The 19,005-nt window shown below is 57.0% G+C and carries 16 protein-coding genes and 2 pseudogenes; 12 read left to right on the top strand and 6 right to left on the bottom strand.

Annotated elements, in window-relative coordinates:
* Positions 1–38 precede the first annotated feature (38 nt).
* A complete protein-coding gene (locus LY254_RS07465) occupies positions 39–1,385 on the top strand; it encodes a nucleotide sugar dehydrogenase (protein WP_247479804.1) in 1,347 nt (448 codons plus the stop codon).
* Positions 1,382–2,464: a Wzz/FepE/Etk N-terminal domain-containing protein gene (locus tag LY254_RS07460; RefSeq protein WP_247476429.1), complete on the top strand. Its 1,083-nt coding sequence runs from the start codon at positions 1,382–1,384 to the stop codon at positions 2,462–2,464. Before LY254_RS07465 ends, LY254_RS07460 begins: the two co-directional genes overlap by 4 nt.
* 114 nt (positions 2,465–2,578) lie before the next feature.
* Here LY254_RS07460 and LY254_RS07455 read toward each other — a convergent pair.
* The 3 genes and pseudogenes from LY254_RS07455 to LY254_RS07445 form a co-directional block, all read right to left on the bottom strand.
* Positions 2,579–2,733: pseudogene (locus tag LY254_RS07455) on the bottom strand (photosystem II reaction center protein J); the annotation flags it as partial.
* 179 nt (positions 2,734–2,912) lie between these two features.
* Entirely contained in the window at positions 2,913–3,131 is a 219-nt protein-coding gene (locus LY254_RS07450; protein ID WP_247476428.1) for a hypothetical protein, read from the bottom strand.
* A 50-nt stretch (positions 3,132–3,181) separates the two neighbouring features.
* Positions 3,182–3,517, bottom strand: a complete 336-nt coding sequence (locus LY254_RS07445; protein ID WP_247476427.1) for a polysaccharide biosynthesis/export family protein — start codon at positions 3,515–3,517, stop codon at positions 3,182–3,184.
* A gap of 1,014 nt (positions 3,518–4,531) precedes the next feature.
* Between LY254_RS07445 and glmS the strand changes: the two are divergent.
* The 3 genes and pseudogenes from glmS (at position 4,532) to LY254_RS07430 (ending at position 8,911) form a co-directional block, all read left to right on the top strand.
* Positions 4,532–6,431, top strand: a pseudogene (gene glmS, locus LY254_RS07440) (glutamine--fructose-6-phosphate transaminase (isomerizing)).
* A gap of 87 nt (positions 6,432–6,518) precedes the next feature.
* Complete coding sequence (locus LY254_RS07435) at positions 6,519–7,541, top strand: NAD-dependent epimerase (protein ID WP_305852540.1); 1,023 nt, start codon at positions 6,519–6,521, stop codon at positions 7,539–7,541.
* Between the two features lie 26 nt (positions 7,542–7,567).
* Complete coding sequence (locus LY254_RS07430) at positions 7,568–8,911, top strand: nucleotide sugar dehydrogenase (protein WP_247476426.1); 1,344 nt, start codon at positions 7,568–7,570, stop codon at positions 8,909–8,911.
* 288 nt (positions 8,912–9,199) lie between these two features.
* Here the strand turns inward: LY254_RS07430 and LY254_RS07425 are convergent.
* Positions 9,200–10,143 (bottom strand): IS5 family transposase gene (locus tag LY254_RS07425; protein WP_247479798.1). Its coding sequence is split into 2 segments (ribosomal slippage): positions 9,200–9,426 and positions 9,426–10,143, totalling 945 coding nucleotides; the frame shifts between segments, so codons are not numbered across the junction.
* Positions 10,144–10,704: 561 nt separating this feature from the next.
* On the opposite strand from LY254_RS07425, the gene rfbF reads away from it, so the two are divergent.
* From rfbF to LY254_RS07390, 7 genes are read left to right on the top strand one after another with little or no spacing between them, the layout of a single operon-like run.
* Positions 10,705–11,475: a glucose-1-phosphate cytidylyltransferase gene (gene rfbF, locus LY254_RS07420; RefSeq protein WP_247479795.1), complete on the top strand. Its 771-nt coding sequence runs from the start codon at positions 10,705–10,707 to the stop codon at positions 11,473–11,475.
* The gene (rfbG, locus tag LY254_RS07415; RefSeq protein ID WP_247479792.1) at positions 11,475–12,572 is read left to right on the top strand and encodes a CDP-glucose 4,6-dehydratase; all 1,098 of its coding nucleotides are present in this window, start codon (positions 11,475–11,477) and stop codon (positions 12,570–12,572) included. Before rfbF ends, rfbG begins: the two co-directional genes overlap by 1 nt.
* Positions 12,562–13,134 carry a dTDP-4-dehydrorhamnose 3,5-epimerase gene (gene rfbC / locus LY254_RS07410; RefSeq protein ID WP_247476424.1) on the top strand — a complete coding sequence of 191 codons (573 nt, stop codon included), beginning with the start codon at positions 12,562–12,564 and terminating at the stop codon, positions 13,132–13,134. The genes rfbG and rfbC overlap by 11 nt, the downstream gene beginning before the upstream one ends.
* Positions 13,131–14,330, top strand: a complete 1,200-nt coding sequence (locus LY254_RS07405; RefSeq protein ID WP_247476422.1) for a class I SAM-dependent methyltransferase — start codon at positions 13,131–13,133, stop codon at positions 14,328–14,330. The genes rfbC and LY254_RS07405 overlap by 4 nt, the downstream gene beginning before the upstream one ends.
* Positions 14,331–14,339: 9 nt before the next feature.
* Positions 14,340–15,149 (top strand): NAD(P)-dependent oxidoreductase, encoded by an 810-nt coding sequence (locus tag LY254_RS07400; protein ID WP_247476420.1) that lies wholly within the window; start codon positions 14,340–14,342, stop codon positions 15,147–15,149.
* Complete coding sequence (locus LY254_RS07395) at positions 15,146–16,231, top strand: class I SAM-dependent methyltransferase (protein WP_247476419.1); 1,086 nt, start codon at positions 15,146–15,148, stop codon at positions 16,229–16,231. The genes LY254_RS07400 and LY254_RS07395 overlap by 4 nt, the downstream gene beginning before the upstream one ends.
* Positions 16,231–16,941 (top strand): cephalosporin hydroxylase family protein, encoded by a 711-nt coding sequence (locus LY254_RS07390; RefSeq protein ID WP_247476417.1) that lies wholly within the window; start codon positions 16,231–16,233, stop codon positions 16,939–16,941. Before LY254_RS07395 ends, LY254_RS07390 begins: the two co-directional genes overlap by 1 nt.
* A gap of 593 nt (positions 16,942–17,534) precedes the next feature.
* Here the strand turns inward: LY254_RS07390 and LY254_RS07385 are convergent.
* Together LY254_RS07385 and LY254_RS07380 are read right to left on the bottom strand one after the other, a co-directional pair.
* Positions 17,535–17,789 carry a hypothetical protein gene (locus tag LY254_RS07385; protein WP_247476415.1) on the bottom strand — a complete coding sequence of 85 codons (255 nt, stop codon included), beginning with the start codon at positions 17,787–17,789 and terminating at the stop codon, positions 17,535–17,537.
* A gap of 635 nt (positions 17,790–18,424) precedes the next feature.
* On the bottom strand, positions 18,425–18,670 hold the full coding sequence (locus LY254_RS07380) for a hypothetical protein (protein WP_247476414.1): 246 nt from the start codon (positions 18,668–18,670) through the stop codon (positions 18,425–18,427).
* Between the last annotated feature and the right edge of the window lie 335 nt (positions 18,671–19,005).

Raw genomic sequence — 19,005 nt, 5'->3', positions numbered from 1 at the left:
TTTGCTGCATCGGTGCTGGCTATGTGGGCGGACCGACCATGGCCGTCATCGCCGATCGCTGCCCTCACATCCAGGTCACTGTTGTTGACCTCAATGAGGCCCGGGTCGCAGCTTGGAACGATCCTGACCTCACCAAACTGCCGGTCTATGAGCCCGGGCTCGATGCCGTGGTGGGTCGCTGCCGGGGACGCAATCTGCATTTCTCAACGGCGGTTGAGCTGGCGATTGCGGCGGCCGACATGGTGTTTTTGTCCGTCAACACTCCCACCAAGACCAAAGGTGTGGGAGCCGGGCAGGCCAGCGATCTGCGCTGGATCGAGGCTTCGGCCCGTCAGGTGGCGGCCTGCGCCCAAGGCCACACGATCGTGGTGGAAAAGAGCACCCTGCCGGTGCGGACGGCCGACACGGTGAAGGCGATCCTTTCGGCCGCCCAAGGCGACATTGCTGGTGCGGGTGCTCCGAAAACCTTCTCCGTGCTCTCGAATCCGGAGTTCCTCGCTGAGGGCACGGCGATTCCTGATTTGGAAGCCCCAGATCGGGTCTTGATCGGTGGTGAGGATCCCGCCGCGATAGAGGCCTTAGCGAGTGTCTATGGCCAGTGGGTGCCTCAGGAGCGGATCCTGCGCACCAACCTTTGGAGCTCAGAGCTCTCCAAGTTGACCGCCAATGCCTTCTTGGCCCAGCGGATTAGCTCGATCAACTCGATCGCCGCTCTCTGCGAGGCCACCGGAGCGGATGTCAACGAGGTGGCCCATGCCATTGGCACCGACAGTCGCATCGGCTCCAAGTTCCTCAAGGCAGGCCCTGGCTTTGGCGGCAGCTGCTTCCAGAAGGACATCCTCAACCTCGTCTACCTCTGCGGGCACTACGGCCTCCACGATGTGGCTGCCTACTGGCAGAGCGTCGTCGAGCTCAATAGCTGGCAGCAGCACCGTATCGCCAGGCTGGTGGTGCAGCGACTGTTTGGTACCGTCACCGGTAAGCGTCTGGCGATCCTGGGCTTTGCCTTTAAGGCCGACACCAACGACACCCGTGAGGCCCCCGCGATCCGCATCTGCCAGGACTTGCTGGAGGAGGATGCACGTCTTGCGATCTACGACCCCAAGGTGCCTGAAGCCCAGATCGCTGCAGATCTCGGCTGCACCAGCAGTTCCAGTGCGGAAGGCTCATGGCACAGCGCCTCCAGTCCGGCTGAGGCGGTGGCTGATGCCGATGCAGTGCTGATCTTGACGGAGTGGACGAGCTTTGCTGAGCTCAATTGGCAAGAGTTGGCGCCGCTGATGCGAAAGCCTGCTTGGCTCTTTGATGCTCGCTCCATTGCAAACTTGGCTGCAGCGCGGGCTGCTGGCCTGCAGGTCTGGCGGGTGGGTTCTGGAGTCAAATGATCAACCAAAAGCAGCACAACACCGTGATAAATGAGATTTCAAACCCCCCGATGGATGATGAGATTGATCTGCGCGAGCTTGCCGCAGCCCTGAGGCGCCGTTGGCGCTGGATGGCAGGGTTTTCAATTACTGGTTTGCTCTTGGGTGGGGCGGTTGCATTTACTCAGCCATCTCGAGTTGAGCTTGGAATGGTCCTTGATTTGTCTGCTGGGCCTAAGGTTCCATCGCAAGCTTCCATGGACAAGTCCGATTCGATGGGTCCTTTGCTTGTCACGACTTTTGAGCCCCGTTATAAGCCTGCATCGGCCAATCTCATGGTACGGCAAGCTTTTGAGAGTATTCCTGCTACTAAACAGCAACGCAATCTTTTCGAGATCGGCACATCAAAGACCAAAGGTCTCAAATCAGATCAACTCCTTTGGGTCAGCGCAACAGTTCCTTCTTCAGAAGTTGTTAGTTACCGCGCACTATTCGATGACCTAAAGCTCAAAACTCTTGCAGCTGCATCCAATGATTTGGATGCAGCTGCAACCCCAGCGAAAAAATCCTTTGTCGCAATTTGGCCTGAACAGGTTGTTCCTCCCTCCCCTGCAAAGCCCATTGTTTTTTGGGGTTTGGCTGGCTGTGTTTTCGGTGCTGCAGCTGCATTGCTCACGGATCGTCGGTCGAATCGCGTTTTTTCTTGTGCTCTGATTGAGCAGCAGCTTGGTTTTCCGCTGCTGGCTGTTCTCAGCCCTCTGCCTTGGCAGGGTCTGGCCGCTCAGGCTGCATTAGGGCAGCTACGGGAGCTGCTCGACCCAGAGACGCACTGGAAGGTGATGAGCATTGCTGCCGACCATCCCTGCGTTGAGCCAATTGCGGAGGCAATCGAGCTAGAAGCTGCGCCCCCACTGCTCGAGCATGTCCTTCCGGCTTTTCCGTCGACGCATCCTGGCGGGGTGCTGCTCGTGGTTGAAGCTGGCTTTAACTCTCGGCTGGCACTTGAAGAAGCGCGTCGATTGCTGTTGCAGTTGCCAGGCCTTGAGCGGGTCGCTTTGGTGATGATTAAAGACGGCCAGTTGCCTGAGACGAAGTCCTGAATGTCACTCACATTGAACTCAAAGCTACAGCAGCCATGTAAAGCCCCTCCGTTTATTGGTGGAGCTTTTGCATGTCGGAGGACAATCTCTCGATCAGGCGGAACCCACGCCGGTTTAGGCGCCATAGAAGAATAGGTCCACAACTAAGATTACGGCCTTACCGCCAGCAGTGGCGACAAGCCAGAGGGAAAGCGCACCCTCGGTCCTGCGGGACTTCTCGGCAACGATGGGCGTCCGTCAGGGAGGCGATCGCGGACTCTCCCATCGGGAAGACCGGATTTGTTGCCGCTCGTCTCAGATCATCCAGATCAGTTGAAGAAGTAGCTGGAGAGCAGAATCCCGCACATTCTTTTTCATCACTTTTCCGTAATTCGTGTCTACAGACCAGTAGGTCTTTTCTCGGTTCATGTGCCCAGCTCTAATGCATTTGCTTATTGGTTTTGGACGGTTATGTATTAAGGGCTAACTGGGTTGTGATGCTTGCCGCCAGGAGTTGATCTGGGACCACCTGCTCGGAGCGGCGAACGTTCATCTTCGCGTCATCGAAGAGGCGGATATTCACTTGGGTCAGATCCGAGTAAGGAGTCACCCCTTGGGCTGCCCGCAGGGCGTCAAACAGGGTGGGCCAGCGGTTGGGCGTTGAGCTGATGCCCTGCAGCACGCTCACATCGTCTGTTGTTGTTCGCTGCAGGCGCAGCTTGGCTGCTTGGAAATCTTTCAGGGAACTGTTCTGAGCTCTGAAGGAGTTGGGGTTGGACGATTCTTGAATGTTGAGCTGGTCTTGGATGACCTGCCCGCCCGACAGCATGTAATAGCCGGGACGTGAGCTCTCGCCGCCCACATAGACCCGACAGCTCTGTAGCCAACGGGGGTCAGGAAGACCTGGGGGTTCTTGACGTAGGTCTTGAACTGCTCGGTGAGGAAGTAGCGCAGCTCCTCAACGGTGAGCCCCTCGACGTAGAGGGCGCGCAGCCGCGGCAGGTACATGGTGCCGCCGGGTCCGATCGAGAAGGTGCCGCTAAGGTCAGGGATGCCCAGCAGCTCGACTTGCAAGGAGTCCCCTGGCCCAAGGACGTATGCGTCGTAGGAGACCTTGGACCGCTGAGGAGCGCTGGGGGCAGCAGTAGCAGGGCGAGACAGTGACGTCCCGGCTGCTCACCCCGAACTGCTGGCAGCGGTAAAGCTAATAACTATAGCTATAAGGGCACCAACGACTTGCTTCAGATTTTATACACCAATGCTATGCATTCATCACACAGTACGTCCGCGAGAACCAGCTCCGCGCAGCAGGTGGACGCAGATCTTGTTGTACATGCTTCGCCCCTATCGGACGGCAACTGAGCTCCCGGGTTTTCTATGCAATATCTGCATACTCTCTATCTCTCCCTGGCGTGCGATCGTTTGATGATGTGCGTTTGAGGCAGTTGAGCAGCGCTCCTGCCCAGAGGTGTCTGTCCGAGCGAATCGTGTGCCTTGAGCCACCTCATGGCGCCCCGATTCGCTGACCGGTAGGGCGGAAGGGACTTGGCCACTGATCACCGACAAGGACTTGAGCCGGAACCATCGTTTGAGCCCCATTGGGTCGGCAACCGCTCGAATCCAGGCGTTCCTTCACGAGCTGAAGCCTGATTGTCCCTGGCCTGGTATCCCCGCCTGCTGCAGGCAACGCCGAAACAGCGTGACACTGGGAATCACCGGCGTTGGATACGGCATTTACTGGCCCGAGCTTGATGAAGACCTAAGCGTTTCAGGCTTGCCTTGGCGCTCACTTGACCGTGTAGAGAACATTTGCCTCCCACCAGATGATGGTTGTTGTCGGGTCTAAGGGGTCCGTCATCAAGCGCCTGCTGCAAATTCAGATTCGCGCCCATGAGCGAGCCCGTTCAGGAGGGCTCAACCTTGGTCCTGCTGAGCGCTGCAGTCGGAACAATGTCCTGGACCGCTGATGGTCGGTAACACTCCGCGGCCATGGGTGCCCCACGACCTGCAGCCTGACCCAAGGTCCTTTGATGGCTTAAAACGCATGCCGCGTCAGGCTTTTCGTCATTGCCACCCCTCTGAGCCCCCATGTGCGGAATCGTCGCCCTCGTGGGCTCCCAGGAAGCGGCGCCTCTGCTGCTTGAGGGCCTGCGCCAGCTGGAATATCGCGGTTACGACTCAGCCGGCATTGCGACGGTGAACGCGGAGCATCAGTTGAGCTGTCTGCGAGCTGAGGGCAAGTTGGCCAACCTGACGGCTCGCTATGAGGCCTAAGGAGCCCAGGGGCAATGCGGCATTGGCCATGCCCGCTGGGCGACCCATGGCAAGCCGGAAGAAGGCAATACTCACCCCCATGTGCACCACCGCGCCAGGTCGCGGTGGTGCAGAACGGAATCATCGAGAACTACTGAACCCCTGCGGGAGGAGCTTCAGGCCTCTGGGGTGGAGTTTCGCTCCGACACCTACACCGGCATCGAATTTAATCCCCCACCTGCTGTGTGCGGAATTAGCCCGCTTGCAGCAGGCCGGCCATCAGCCCAGCGGGCAACTGCTGTTGCAAGCGGTTCAGGCGATCCTGCCGCAGTTGCACGGTGCCTATGCCGTCGCCGTGGTCTGGTCCCAGTTGCCAGGTGCCCTGGTGGTGCCTCGCAAAGCGGCGCCACTGTTGATTGGCCTCGGGGAAAGGGAGTTCCTCTGCGCCAGTGATACACCTACGTTGGCGGGCTTTACGCGCACGATCCTGCGGATGGAAGACGGGGAGGTGGCGCTACTGACCCCGCTGGGGATCGAGCTCTACGACGAGGCGGGTAGCCGGGTGCAGAGCACCCCGACCCCGCTGAGTGGTACGGATCACGTGGCGGATAAGCGCAGCTTCCGGGACTTCATGCTCAAGGAGATCCATGAGCGACCGGAAACGGCGGCCTTGAGGGTGGCCCGTCATCAGCCGGAGTCACGTGGGCGTCTGGCGCCTCCCCTCGATGAGCAGGTGTTCGAGGGGGTGGAGTGGATCCAGATCCTGGCCTGCGGCACCAGTCGCCATGCGGTGATGGTGGGTGCCTATCTGCTGGAGCAGATGGCAGGGATTCCCGTGAGCGTCTTCTACGCCAGTGAGTTCCGCTATGCGCCGCCACCGCTGGCGCCGAACACGCTCACGATCGGTGTGACGCAATCCGGCGAGACCGCTGACACCTTGGCGGCGCTGGCGATGGAGCAGGAGCGTCGACTCCAGGCTGCGGATCCGGCCTATGCGCCGCGGCTGCTGGGCATCACCAACCGTCCGGAGAGCTCCCTGGGCCGCTTGGTGGACCAGATCCTGGACATAGGCGCCGGCATTGAGGTGGGTGTGGCCGCCACCAAGACGTTCCTGGGTCAGTTGCTGGCGTTTTACGCCTTGGCGATTGCGTTTGCGGAACGGCGCCAAGGTGCGCCAGGCGTGCTGAAGGCCGATCAACGGGAGGCCTTGATTGCCGGCTTGCGGCAGCTGCCTGAGCAGCTGCGGGAGCTGGTGGATGACCACGATGCTCGCTGTGAAGCGGTGGCCCACCTGTTCGCCGATACATAGGACGTTATCTTCCTGGGGCGCGGCATCAATTACCTGATCGCCCTTGAGGGCGCCTTGAAGCTCAAGGAGATCAGCTACATCCACGCCGAGGGCTACCCGGCCGGCGAGGTGAAGCACGGCCTGATTACCTTGCTGGATGCGCGGGTCCCGGTGGTGTGGATCGCGGTGCCGGGCACTGTGTTCGACAAGGTGCTGAGCAATGCCCAGGAGGCCAAGGCGCGCGATGCGCAACTGATCGGCGTGTCACCGGAGTGCGCGGATGCGGAGCTCTTCGACACGCTGCTGCCGGTCCCGGCGGTGGACGAGCTGCTGAGCCTGCTGCTCACGGTGATTCCGATGCAGCTGCTGACTCATCACATCGCCGTCCACCGGGGCCTGGATGTGGATCAGCCGCGCAACCTGGCGAAGAGCGTCATGGTGGAGTGAGATTCTGGTGCCGTGCCGGGGCAACCTCAGGACGCCGCCTGCTTTTCTTTTCTATTTCCTTTTCGTTTTTCGTTCTCCCTGCTCTGCATGACTGTTCTGGTAACCGGTGCCGCCGGTTTTATTGGTTATCACCTCAGCCGCCGGCTGCTGGAGCAGGGAACACCAGTGGTGGGGTTTGACAACGTCAACCCCTACTACGACCCATCCCTGAAGCGAGCGCGCATCGCTGAATTGGAGGCTGCAGCCTCAGCAGCAGGCACCCCTTTCCAGCTGATCGAGGCTGATCTGGAAGATCGGGAGGCTGTGGAGGCTGCCTTCCAACAACACAAGCCCCAGAAGTTGGTGAACCTAGCGGCCCAAGCCGGGGTGCGCTACTCGATCAAAAACCCCGCAGCCTATATTCAGAGCAATTTGGTGGGCTTTGGCCACATCCTCGAGGGCTGCCGCCACCACGGCGTTGAGCATCTGGTGTATGCCAGCAGCAGTTCGGTGTATGGCGGCAACACGCGGATGCCCTTCTCGGAGAAGCACTCCGTGAATCACCCGGTGAGCCTGTATGCGGCCAGCAAAAAGGCCAATGAGCTTATGGCGCACACCTACAGTCATCTCTACGGCCTGCCTGCTACCGGTCTGCGCTTTTTCACGGTTTATGGGCCATGGGGACGGCCTGATATGGCACTATTTTTGTTCACCAAGGCGATTCTGGCTGGTGAACCCATTCAGGTGTTCAACAACGGCCAGATGGTGCGCGATTTCACCTACATCGACGACATCATTGAAAGCCTGGTGCGGCTGCTCGATAAGCCGGCAGCGCCGGATCCAACCTTTGATGCGGCCAACCCCGATTCAGCCACGAGCTGGGCACCGCATCGCGTGTTCAATATCGGTAATTCGAATCCCACACCGCTGATGGATTACATCGAAGCGGTGGAGAGCTCCCTGGGCATCAAAGCCGAGAAGGAGCTGCTGCCGATGCAGCCCGGCGATGTATCGGCAACGGCCGCGGATACCTCGGCATTGGAAGCTTGGGTAAATTTCAAGCCCAACACGCCCGTGCGGGAGGGAGTGGCGCGGTTTGTGGCTTGGTATCGGCAGTTTTACGAGGTATGAGCACGAAAACAATTGATCATTCATTCGTGAACTTTCCTCCCCTTGAGACCTGCACCGCGGCCGTGATCGGCCTGGGCTATGTGGGGCTTCCCCTTGCTGTAGAATTTGCGAAGATCCAGGCTTGCGCACGAACTGGTGCCCAGTTGCGTCGCCGTGTGATCGGCTTTGATATCAACAGCCAGCGGCTGGAGGAGTTACGCGCCGGCAACGACCGCACCAACGAAACCAGCGCCGAAGAGCTGCAGGCGGCTGAGCTGCTGGAATTCACCTCGGATGACGCTGATCTGGCTCAAGCTGATGTGTTTGTGGTGACGGTTCCCACGCCGATCGACAGCGCCAAACGACCCGACCTCACGCCGCTGGAGAAGTCCAGTGCTGCGGTGGGCCGAGCACTTCAGGCCCGTGCGGCTCAGGGTGCGACCACCCTGCCTTTGGTGATTTACGAGAGCACGGTGTATCCAGGTGCGACAGAAGAGGTGTGCGTCCCGATTTTGGAGAAGGAATCCGGCTTGGGTTTCAACGAGGGCTTTTACTGCGGCTACAGCCCCGAGCGCATCAACCCCGGCGACACCGAGCACAAGCTCACCGCGATCACCAAGGTGACCAGCGGCAGTACAACAGAGGCAGCCACCTGGGTGGACAGCTTCTACGGATCGATCATCAGAGCTGGTACGCATCAGGCGGCCAGCCTGAAGGTGGCGGAGGCTGCCAAGGTGATTGAAAACACACAGCGCGACCTCAACATCGCCCTTGTGAACGAGCTGGCGATGATTTTCCGCAAGCTGAGTATTGACACCGTTGATGTGCTGGAGGCTGCTGGTAGCAAGTGGAACTTCCTGCCGTTTCGGCCGGGTCTGGTGGGGGGCCATTGCATTGGCGTGGATCCCTACTACCTCACGCATAAAGCAGAGGAAGTGGGGTACCACCCGCAGGTGGTGCTTGCTGGCCGTCGCATCAACGATGGCATGGGTCGCTGGGTGGTTGAGCAGCTGGTGCTGGAGATGGCCCGACGGCGGCATGAAATTGTGGGGGCCCAAGTGCTCGTGCTGGGCCTCACTTTCAAAGAGAACTGTCCGGATCTCCGCAACACCAAGGTGGTGGATGTGCTGGCGGCCCTGCGTGACTACGGAATGGAGCCGCTGGTGATCGATCCCTGGGTGGATCCTCAACAAGCCCACAGGGAGTACGGGTTGGAGGCAGAGCAACAGCTCCCTTTAGCTCGTCGATTTGCTGCCGTGTTGGCCTTGGTGCCCCATCATCAGTTCTGCCAGCTGAACGAGGATCAGTGGCAGGAGTTGCTGGAGCCGGGTGGGGTATTGCTTGACATTAAAGGTGTCATACCCAGGGCGCTCGCGCCTCTTCGCCTTTAAGAAGTGTTGTTTTTGTCAGCCTCGTCATCCGGCTGCTCTCCCATCCCTGTAAAGACGTCTTATTACCGCTGCACCGTTAGCCGCTAAGGAAACTCTGGACGAACGGGTATATAAGCGGCAACAGCGAACAGGAAACAGTGCCTTTGACTCTGAGGCCGTCTTCTGAGGACTTCGGGTCTCCTGTTCAGCCAGTCTGGGCTGCTTTTCGAAGCTGAATCAAGGTGTACAGATACACCGAGCTTGTAGTCAGGCTGCCATGAGTAACTGCCGTCGGACCTGGTACAGATTCTACAACTCTGCCAGCAAGTTGATCTTGTAGCGGTTCTTGGCCAGGCCACGCAGCTTGGTCTTTTGAAAGCCGAACTGCGGCTTGATTACTGGGAAGGGGTGCTCACCTTTTTGGGAGCGGATGTGAGCTTTGGCTGTTTCGATGCGATCCTGCAGCCTTCCCTCAGGTGTGTCTGCTAGGGCCCTGCGTTTGCCGGGCCGAATCGCTAAAACGAATGTATTGTCTTGCCTGCCATCTCAGGCCTTTTGGCGATGCCCTGGTATCCGGCTTCGCAGTAAATCACTTCTTCCCCATGCAACAGCTCAGCAGCGGGGAGGAGGTCATGCATGTTGGCGTCGGTCACGTCCACTGAATGAATTAGGCCCGAGTCTTTGTCCACACCGCCGTGGACCTTCATTCCGAAATACCACTGGTTGCCCTTCTTGGGATGGTGCATCGCCGGATCCCGCTTCCCTTCCCTGTTGTTGGTCGAACTGGGAGCCGCGATCAAGGTGGCATCCACAATCGTTCCCTGCCGCATCGTCATACCCCGCTTGCTGAGACAGGCTTTCCTAGTCTCAAAGATCTGCTTGCCCAGCTTGTGCTTCTCCAGCAGCTGGCTGAAAGTGAGGATCGTGGTGTAATCGGGGATCCGGACGCTGATCAGCTCGATGCCGGCAAATCGGCGCATGGTAAACACCTTAATAAGGGCCTCCTCCATCGCCGGGGCGCTGAGGGAATGCCACTGCTGCAGCATATAGAAATAGAATCGCAGCATCGTGGCCAGCGGATAGGGAGGTCGTCCGCCTTTCTTATTCGTTTTGGGGTAGCGAGGCTCGATCAGTGCGATTAACGCCTCATATGGCACCACCGCCTCCATCTCAGCGAGAAACTTCTCCCGCTTGGTCTGCTTCTTTGCCGTGGTTAGCTCGCAATCCGAGAAGTCGAGCTGCTCGCTACCAATTACTCCAGTCCTGGGCAGCGATCACAAGTTCATTGTCCCGTGAATCGCTTCAATTTTCCAGAGTTTCCCTCACTCTTCTTTTCAATTTGCAAGAAGCAAGAAGACCAAAAAAGAATCAGTACTGGATCCCTAGAAAGATTGGGTTCGGCATTCCCATGGAACAGTGCGATTAGGAGCGGGCATTCCAGGCGGATCCGGCTCAGATGGAGGGTCTCATACAGGGCTAGACCCCAGTTTGTTTATAAACTTATTAGGGGGCGAGGTATTCTCTTCGCTGAATGCTATCGCAAGCGCATCGGCATTGACCGCGCGCTTCGCAAGCAGGTATGTGCTGTAGTTCTGCCTGTATGATGTTGCTGGCGCAGTGTTCTAAACACTCTCGAATGCGTTGGCTGAGATCTCACTGCTGCTAGGGTTATACATGGGCTGACCCCCTTGGAGCGTTGTTTATGCGTCTTGACTCTTGACTCTTGACTCTTGATTCTGACCTCGTACATCCAATTTCAAGAGACATCCGATCTGCTTTCTTCCGTGCCCAACAATTGTTTTTATGATTTGACAATGAAAGCTGTCATTCTGGCCGGGGGGCTTGGTACTCGCCTCTCAGAAGAAACCCACCTCAAGCCTAAGCCCATGGTGGATGTGGGTGGTAAGCCCATTTTGTGGCACATCCTCAAGATTTACAGCCACTTCGGCATCAATGAGTTCATCATTTGCTGCGGATATAAGGGCTATCTGATCAAAGAATATTTTGCTAACTATTTCCTCCATACGAGTGACGTCACCTTTCATATGGATATCGATAATCATATGGAAGTGCATCATCGCAAGAGTGAGCCCTGGAAGGTGACCTTGGTGGATACCGGTGATATGAGCCAGACAGGAGGTCGATTGGGACGCATCCGGGATTACCTCGATGGCAGCAGTTTTTGTTTCACCTATGGGGATGGAGTGGCAGATGTCGATATCGGCTGCCTGATTGCCCATCACCAGCGAGAAGGCCGCCAAGCCACGCTTACGGCAGTTCAACCGCCTGGTCGCTACGGCGCGCTGCACTTGGATGGAGATGCGGTGAATCAGTTCCAGGAGAAGCCCGATGGCGATAACGCCTGGATCAATGGGGGATTCTTTGTGCTGGAGCCCAGCGTGCTGGATCGGATCACGGGGGATCAGACCAGTTGGGAGGCGGATGTGCTGCCCCAGCTGGCGGCCGACGGCCAGTTGAGCGCCTACCGGCATCCCGGATTTTGGCAGCCGATGGATACACTGAGGGATCGCACCAGGCTGGAGGAGCTGTGGGCCAGCGGCCAGGCCCCCTGGAAGGTGTGGTGATGCCGCAGCCGGAATTCTGGGCAGGGCGGCGTGTGTTGCTCACTGGCCACACAGGCTTCAAAGGGAGTTGGCTAAGCCTCTGGCTGCTGCAGCTGGGTGCTGAGGTGTGGGGTTATGCGTTGCAACCTGAGCCCGGTCGTTCACTCTTCAGCGAATTGGGGCTGGATCAGGGCCAGCTGCACCACCGCCTTGGTGATCTGCGCGATTTGGAGGCTCTCCAGCAGGCGGTGCAAGAAGCCCAGCCCGAAGTAGTACTGCACCTAGCGGCCCAGCCACTGGTTCGGCGCAGCTACCGCGACCCCTTGGGCACCTGGGCCACCAACGTGCAGGGCAGCCTGCATCTGCTGGAAGCGCTCAAGCCCTTGCAGCACCCCTGCGCCGTGGTGATTGTGACCACCGACAAGGTGTACGCCAATCGGGAATGGGATTACGGCTATCGAGAAGACGACCGCCTTGGCGGCCATGACCCTTACAGCGCTAGCAAGGCAGCAGCTGAGTTGGCGATCGCCAGCTGGCGGGCCAGTTTCTGCGGGCCTGGCGGGTACCAGACCCCGCATTTGGTGATTGCCACAGCGCGGGCCGGCAACGTGCTAGGTGGCGGTGACTGGGCGGAAGATCGCATCGTGCCCGACGCCATGCGCTCTCTGGCCGGCGGCGAAGCCATACCGGTACGCAGCCCACAGGCCACCCGCCCCTGGCAGCACGTGCTCGAACCGCTGGGTGGCTATCTCCTGCTTGCCGAACGACTCGCCGCAGCAGGCGGTGGCCCTGGGCACCCTTATGCCGATGCCTTCAACTTTGGCCCTGTGCTGGAGGCCAACAGGCCAGTGCGGGAGCTGGTGGAAGCGGCCTTGAAGCACTGGCCGGGCGAGTGGCAAGACCTGTCCGATCCCGCAGCTCCGCATGAGGCTGGTCGGCTTCACTTGCAGATCGATAAAGCTCATAACCAGCTGGGCTGGCGGCCCCGCTGGGATTTCGCCACCACCGTGGGCCGCACCGTGGCCTGGTATCGAGCGGTTCATGAGGGTGCCAGTGCTCTGGATTGCTGCCTGGCAGATCTGGAGGCCTATCGGCAGGAACTAACGTATGCAGGCTGAGCTGCGCCGCACTCCGATCCGTGGAATGTTTGAGCTGGTGAGCCAGCCCTTCGTGGATGCACGGGGCGCGTTTCTCAATGTCTTTCGGGCCCAGGAAGAGGCTTTTATGTGCTCTTGGGGTGATCGGGATATCGCCCAGGTTAACTTCAGCCGCAGTGAGGCCGTGGGCACGATCCGCGGCTTGCATCTGCAGGCCGAGCCTCACAGCGAGGCCAAGCTGGTGCGCTGCCTGAAGGGCAGGGTGTGGGATGTGGCCGTAGACCTTCGGCGAGATTCCACCACCTTCGGCCAGTGGCATGCAGCGGATCTCAGCCCCGAGGGCGGCAACGCTCTTCTGATCCCCGAGGGCTGCGCCCATGGGTTCCAAGTGCTGGAACCCAGTAGTGAACTACTTTATCTCCACTCCGGCGCATGGGTGCCAGAGGCCGAAACGGGCGTGCGCTGGGACGATCCCCAGGTAGCGATTGCCTGGCCGCTCCCGCCGACGGAGCTGAGCGAGCGCGACCGCAGCCTGCCTTTGTTGTCTGACGTTCGCCCCATCCCTGACGCTCCCTGCCCATGACCCACGCCTGCCGCCACTGCAAATCGCCGCTGGAACACACGGTGATCGATTTAGGGCATCAGCCGCCCAGCAACGCTTATCTCACAGCCGACCAGCTGCTGGGGCCTGAGGTCACCTATCCGCTGCAGGTGTATGTGTGTACGAGCTGCTGGCTGGTGCAACTGCCAGCCCATGCGGCTGCAGATGAGCTGTTCACTGCGGATTACGCCTACTTCTCCAGCACCTCCAACAGCTGGTGCGCCCACGCCGAGCGTTTTGTGGGGGAAGCGGTGGAGCGGCTGGGGCTAGGGGCAGACAGCCGGGTGCTGGAGCTGGCATCAAACGACGGCTACTTACTGCAGTACGTGCAGCAGCGGGGAATTCCCTGCTTGGGCATTGAGCCCACTCGGGCTACGGCTGAGGTGGCACGGGCCAAGGGCATTGAAACGCTGGAGCGCTTCTTTGGTCTGGCACTTGCCCAGGAGCTGGAGCCGGCTGATCTGGTGGTGGCCAACAATGTGCTGGCCCACGTGCCAGACATCAACGACTTTGTGGCCGGCATCGCCCGCGTGCTCAAGCCCCAGGGCCGCGCCTCGATAGAGTTTCCGCACCTGCTGCGACTGTTGACGGGGAATCAGTTCGACACGATTTATCACGAGCACTACAGTTATCTGAGTTTGAAGGCTGTGCAGCGCATCGCTGCTGCCTTCGGCCTTGAGGTGGTGGATGTGGAGGAGCTGTCCACCCATGGCGGCAGCCTGCGGGTTTGGTTGGCTCACCAGGATGCAGCACAGCCCACAGAAGCGGTGGCGGCCGTTTTGGCGAATGAAGAAGCGGCAGGCTTGGAATCCTTGGAGGCCTATGACGACTTCCAGCGCCGGGCTGAGGCTGCTAAATACAGTCTGCTGGAGTTTCTGTTGCAGGCCAGACGCGAGGGCAAACGGGTGCTGGGTTACGGCGCCGCTGCCAAGGGCAACACCCTGCTCAACTACGCCGGCATCCGGGCCGACTTGCTGCCCGCTGTGGCCGACCGCGCCGCTAGCAAGCAGGGCAAGCACCTGCCCGGTAGCCACATTCCGGTGATCAGACCGGAAGAACTAGCGGAACAGGCCCCCGAGGCCCTGCTGGTGCTGCCCTGGAACCTGATCGAGGAGCTGCGGCAGCAGCTGCCGGGGTATGAGCTGGTGACGGCAATACCTGAGCTCCGGAATGACTGAGCTGGATCTATGACCACGATTCACTTGCTCGGCAGCGAGGGTTTCATCGGTCGTGCTCTCCAACGCGAGGCCGGCGATCTTTCCTTGCACTGCTGGAGCCACCGACATTCAGACCCGAACCAGAATTTTGACCTGCTCGATCTCGCAAGTTGGCAGGCATTGCTCAAGTGCCAGCCAAAAAAGGTCATTTTGTTGAGCTGGCCAGGGCTGCCCAACTATCAAGAGTCTTTTCATGTCACCCGTAATTTGCCGGCTTGTGTCGAGTTGATCGAGCAGCTGGTGCAGGCCGGTCTCCAGCGCCTTGTCGTTGCTGGTACCTGCTACGAGTACGGCTTGCAGAACGGCTCATTAAGAGAGGATCAGTTGACAGATCCCGTGAACTGCTACGCGATTGCCAAAGACAGCTTGCGCCGCGTAATCGCCAGTCGCTATAGCCAACAAGCTTTGCAGTGGTGCTGGGCTCGTATTTTCTATCCTTTTGGCCGCGGCCAAAATCCCAATTCGTTGCTTCCCTCTTTGCAGCGCGCCATTGATCAAGGTGATCCAGCATTCGCCATGAGCTCTGGGCGCCAAGTGCGTGATTTTGTGCCTGTTGACCAAGTTGCCAAACTCTTACTAGCATTAGCCACTCATGCACAGGCTTATGGGATATACAATTGCGGATCTGGTCGTCCAGTCTCATTGAGGGAGTTGGCCGAAGAACGCGTTGCTAAATCTCTCTCTTCGACGAATCTTGAACTTGGAGTGTATCCCGATAGGGAGGATGAACCTCTGGCTTTCTGGGCAGACACGAGCAAGACCAATCTACTAAGCCCATGAATATCTCGCAGTCTCTCTATCAAGCTGCAGGGATTCCTGCAATGCAAAACAAGCTCTTCTCGAGCAGAGCTGAGGCGTTAGCAGCCCCTTCGGCTTCGCTGGAACTAATTCAGGATGAAACAGGCTTAGTGTTCAACCGCTGCTTTGATCCCGCTTTGGCAATTTATGACGACAGCTATCAAAATGATCAAGGCTATTCTTTGCAGTTTCAAGAACACCTGGATGAGGTCTCTGATCTTTGTTGCAAATACCTAGCCAGTAAAGACAATCTGGTTGTTGATGTCGGCTGTGGCAAGGGTGGTTTCGTAGAGCTGCTGAGGAGAAAAGGAGTCGAAGCAGTTGGATACGATAATGCCTATCAGGGAAGTAGTCCTTATATTCGAAAATCTTTCTTTAATATTGATTCCCATGAAAAAGGTGATCTGCTAACTCTCCGGCACGTTCTTGAACACATATCCTCTCCGTGGCAGTTCCTTGATGGTATCGCAGCGGCCAATGGTTCCCAGGGTCTTTTGTATATTGAGGTGCCTGATCTTGAATGGATTCTTGAGAGTCGAGCATACTTTGACTTGTTCCACGAGCATGTCAACTATTTCCGTGCTGATGATTTCTCTCGTCGCTTTGGCGAGGGCGTTGTCTTTCAGTCAAGGAGTTTCGGCGGGCAATATCTGTCAGTAGTCATCAACTTAGAATGCGTGCGCGCTTGTGCTGAGAACTCATTACCATGCGAAAGCGATGCTGGACTCCAGACAGCCTTTGCCAAGCTTTCGAAATACGAAGATGAGCGTTACGCCTCGCTGACCGATTACCACGAGATTGTGATATGGGGGGCGGCAGCCAAAGGTGTCGTGTTCGCAGCCAAAGCTCCTCCAGCAATCAAAAACAAAATTGCCTACGCAATTGATATTAACCCCCGCAAGCAAGGCCATTTCATGCCCATCTCTGGTGTTGAAGTCGTGGATCCAGCCGCGGGTGTATTAAAGCTTGGTCCATCTAGCCTTATAGTGATTATGAACCCTAACTATGAGCAGGAGATTCGAAGGTCTCTTCCTCATGACCAACCCTGCCTGGTGCTTCACTAATGACAAGTAACGAACCCAAGTTCAAGACGGCGTCAGACTTTCTGCTGCAATCTATTAACGATCGCTATTCATACAACTTTTCGTGGCTGACCCGGCCAATCATCCAATATCCACAAGATATCGCTGCGTTCCAGGAAATCGTTTCACAGGCAAAGCCTGATCTCATTCTTGAAACCGGCATTGCACACGGCGGATCACTGGTTCTGTCGGCTTCGCTGTTGTGTCTGCTCGATGTAATGGAAGGCCGGGATCCTCGCCAATCTCCCCGCAAAGTCGTCGGCGTTGATATCGATATCCGCCCCCACAATCGGAAAGCTCTCGATGAGCATCCCCTGCGCTTCAAAATGGAGCTGATTGAGGGTTCCTCGATCGATCCCGGCATCATCAAGCAAGTGCGTAGCGATGCCGATGGCGTTGAACGCGTGCTGGTGTCGTTGGATTCCAACCACACCCATGAACATGTGTTGGCTGAGCTGAATGCCTACGCCGATCTGGTTTCCGTGGGCAGCTACTGCATCGTGTTCGACACGGTTGTGGAAGACCTGCCGGCTGGATCCTTCCCTGATCGCCCCTGGGATGTAGGCAACAACCCCAAAACCGCTGTGCATGAATGGCTGATGAGCCATCCTGAATTTGAGATCGATAAGGATATTGACAACAAGCTATTGATTAGTGTGGCGCCGGATGGGTATTTGAAGAGGGTGAAGTGATCAATGCCTGAATCTTTCGTGCAGTTTGGACGTAGGTGTTATCAGATCTTACTTGAATCTCCTTTCGGGAACCAGAGTAAATGAGAGTTGGAGCTCAAAGTTCTCCTGGCAGCGATTGATGCTGGCGTCTTAAGTGGAGAAACGGTTGGTATTGTCGTTGGCCTTCGCCTCTCACTCACAAGCGCTAATGCGTATCGGTCGGATCTTGCATTGCGCAAGCCACCCTTAAGAGATTTTGAGAGTGTAGCTCAATTGATGAGCATGTTGTTCAATTGTTAAGCAGTTGTGGATGATCAATTTCTGTCGATCCCAATTCATGAATCTTCTTTGAGAATTTGATTGGAGCTTAGGCTTGCTTCTGAGTTACTTCAACCTGGAGAAGCTGTTAGCCGAGATGCCGTCAAGCTCACGCCAAAAGCTCTTCTGAGGATTTTGGATGAGTCAAACATTGGGTCTCCATCAGCCGCGATAGAACGCCTAGGGACGAAGAGGCCTGATGTACGGTGGGTCGCGTTAAGTGGAGCTTGCCGAAAAAGCGAGTTCGAGCCCAATACGCCAAAAAGACGAGCTTTATCTAGCCGGTACCTGACCATTCATGCGAGGCTGAACTGCGTGCCCGGGCGAGCAAATCTTGACCTCTTATCTGGTTGGTTGGAGAGGAGAAGGTCGAGCCAGGATGCAAAAATCACAAAAAGAAGCTTCAGCAGCTTCTCGAGGTTCATCACCAGAACATTCACTGCAATGGTTGAACCCTGTGTAGCAGGGAGCGTCTCACGAATCAGTCCCAGACGAAAACGCCAATTGCCTAGTCCAATCTTACCTTCAACGGCATCTTTTGTGCTGATCATCGATGAACTGCTGCTTGTCTGCGGCCACCAACTCAGTATCATTCTTCGGTAGTCCCAAATGCGGACCGCTTAAATGAATTCCGTGGCGCCGCCAGAATGCGTGGTTCGATCTTGTCCGGTAGATCTGCTCGGCACAAATCACTGCTAGATAATGACCTTGCCGCCACGATAGGTCACCGCCTGCGACTTGAGGTCTTCTCCATAGTTGTAGGGGTGGTAGCTGAGCTGATCTAGGAAGGTGAATCCCTGAAAAGTAAAAGAGATTGAGATCTTGGCTCAGAGTCTAACATTAAGACGGCATTTTCCTCTGACAATCAGTCTGACATGTGCGTGGCAGATGTGGACGATGCGAGGAGGGATACTTCTGCTCCATGCGAGATAGAGAATGGTATACAGACTCACCAGCTCACTAACAACAAGAAATTTCTGATAGATGTGCCGTCTGGCGTCCAGAAGGACCCCACCGCACGCGATCAGACCGTCAATGCGCGAGAGATTTCACTTGACGTGGCCGAGCTGCTCTTCATCTTCTTGCGGAGTTTGCTGATACGGGGACTCATCTTCTTGCCTAAAGCAAGAAACTGCTGCTTCGCATTTTTGCGGTGTGTACGCGTCTTGTGGCCAAAGCACTCCCTTCATTGAGCATGCATCGTATCAATCAGGATTTCAGTCACCTCTTTGCCATCATTGAGCGGCGATAGATCGGTGGGATGACGTATATCCACCGGTGAAGAGGTAGCATCGATCAAGAAAGAAATCTGGTTTGTCTGCTTCTGACAGGACCATTTTAACTGTGTGGTGGTACTGGTAGATCCGCCGCATTCTTCTTCGCCTGGGCCCTGGGGATCGGATGAGCGAATCAGTTTCAGGTCATAGCTCACAATCCGTTCATACAGTCATTCACCACAGCTTCGGGTAGGCGCCAACGGAAATACACGATCAACGATGGATCATTGGGCAACGAGTAGTGTAATGCTTCCAGGCCGATGAAGAACTGGAGACATAGATTCTCCTTGCCGCTTTTCGGCTCCAATCGATTCTCTCTTGCACATTCCAGCGTCAAAAAAGCTGATATCCATTGCACCGCAGTGCATCTCTCATGTTCAGGAAGCCCTAAATGGGCATGAGGTTCTGAAATCTCATGGACTCATTTCATGAGATAATCGTTCTTATGCTGTTGCTCCAAGTACTATCTTAATCTGTCAGTGGGGACGAT

The sequence above is a fragment of the Synechococcus sp. NB0720_010 genome (assembly GCF_023078835.1).
GTDB lineage: Bacteria > Cyanobacteriota > Cyanobacteriia > PCC-6307 > Cyanobiaceae > Vulcanococcus.
The sequence above is the reverse complement of the archived record's forward strand: the minus strand, read 5'-3'. Positions and strand labels throughout refer to the sequence as shown.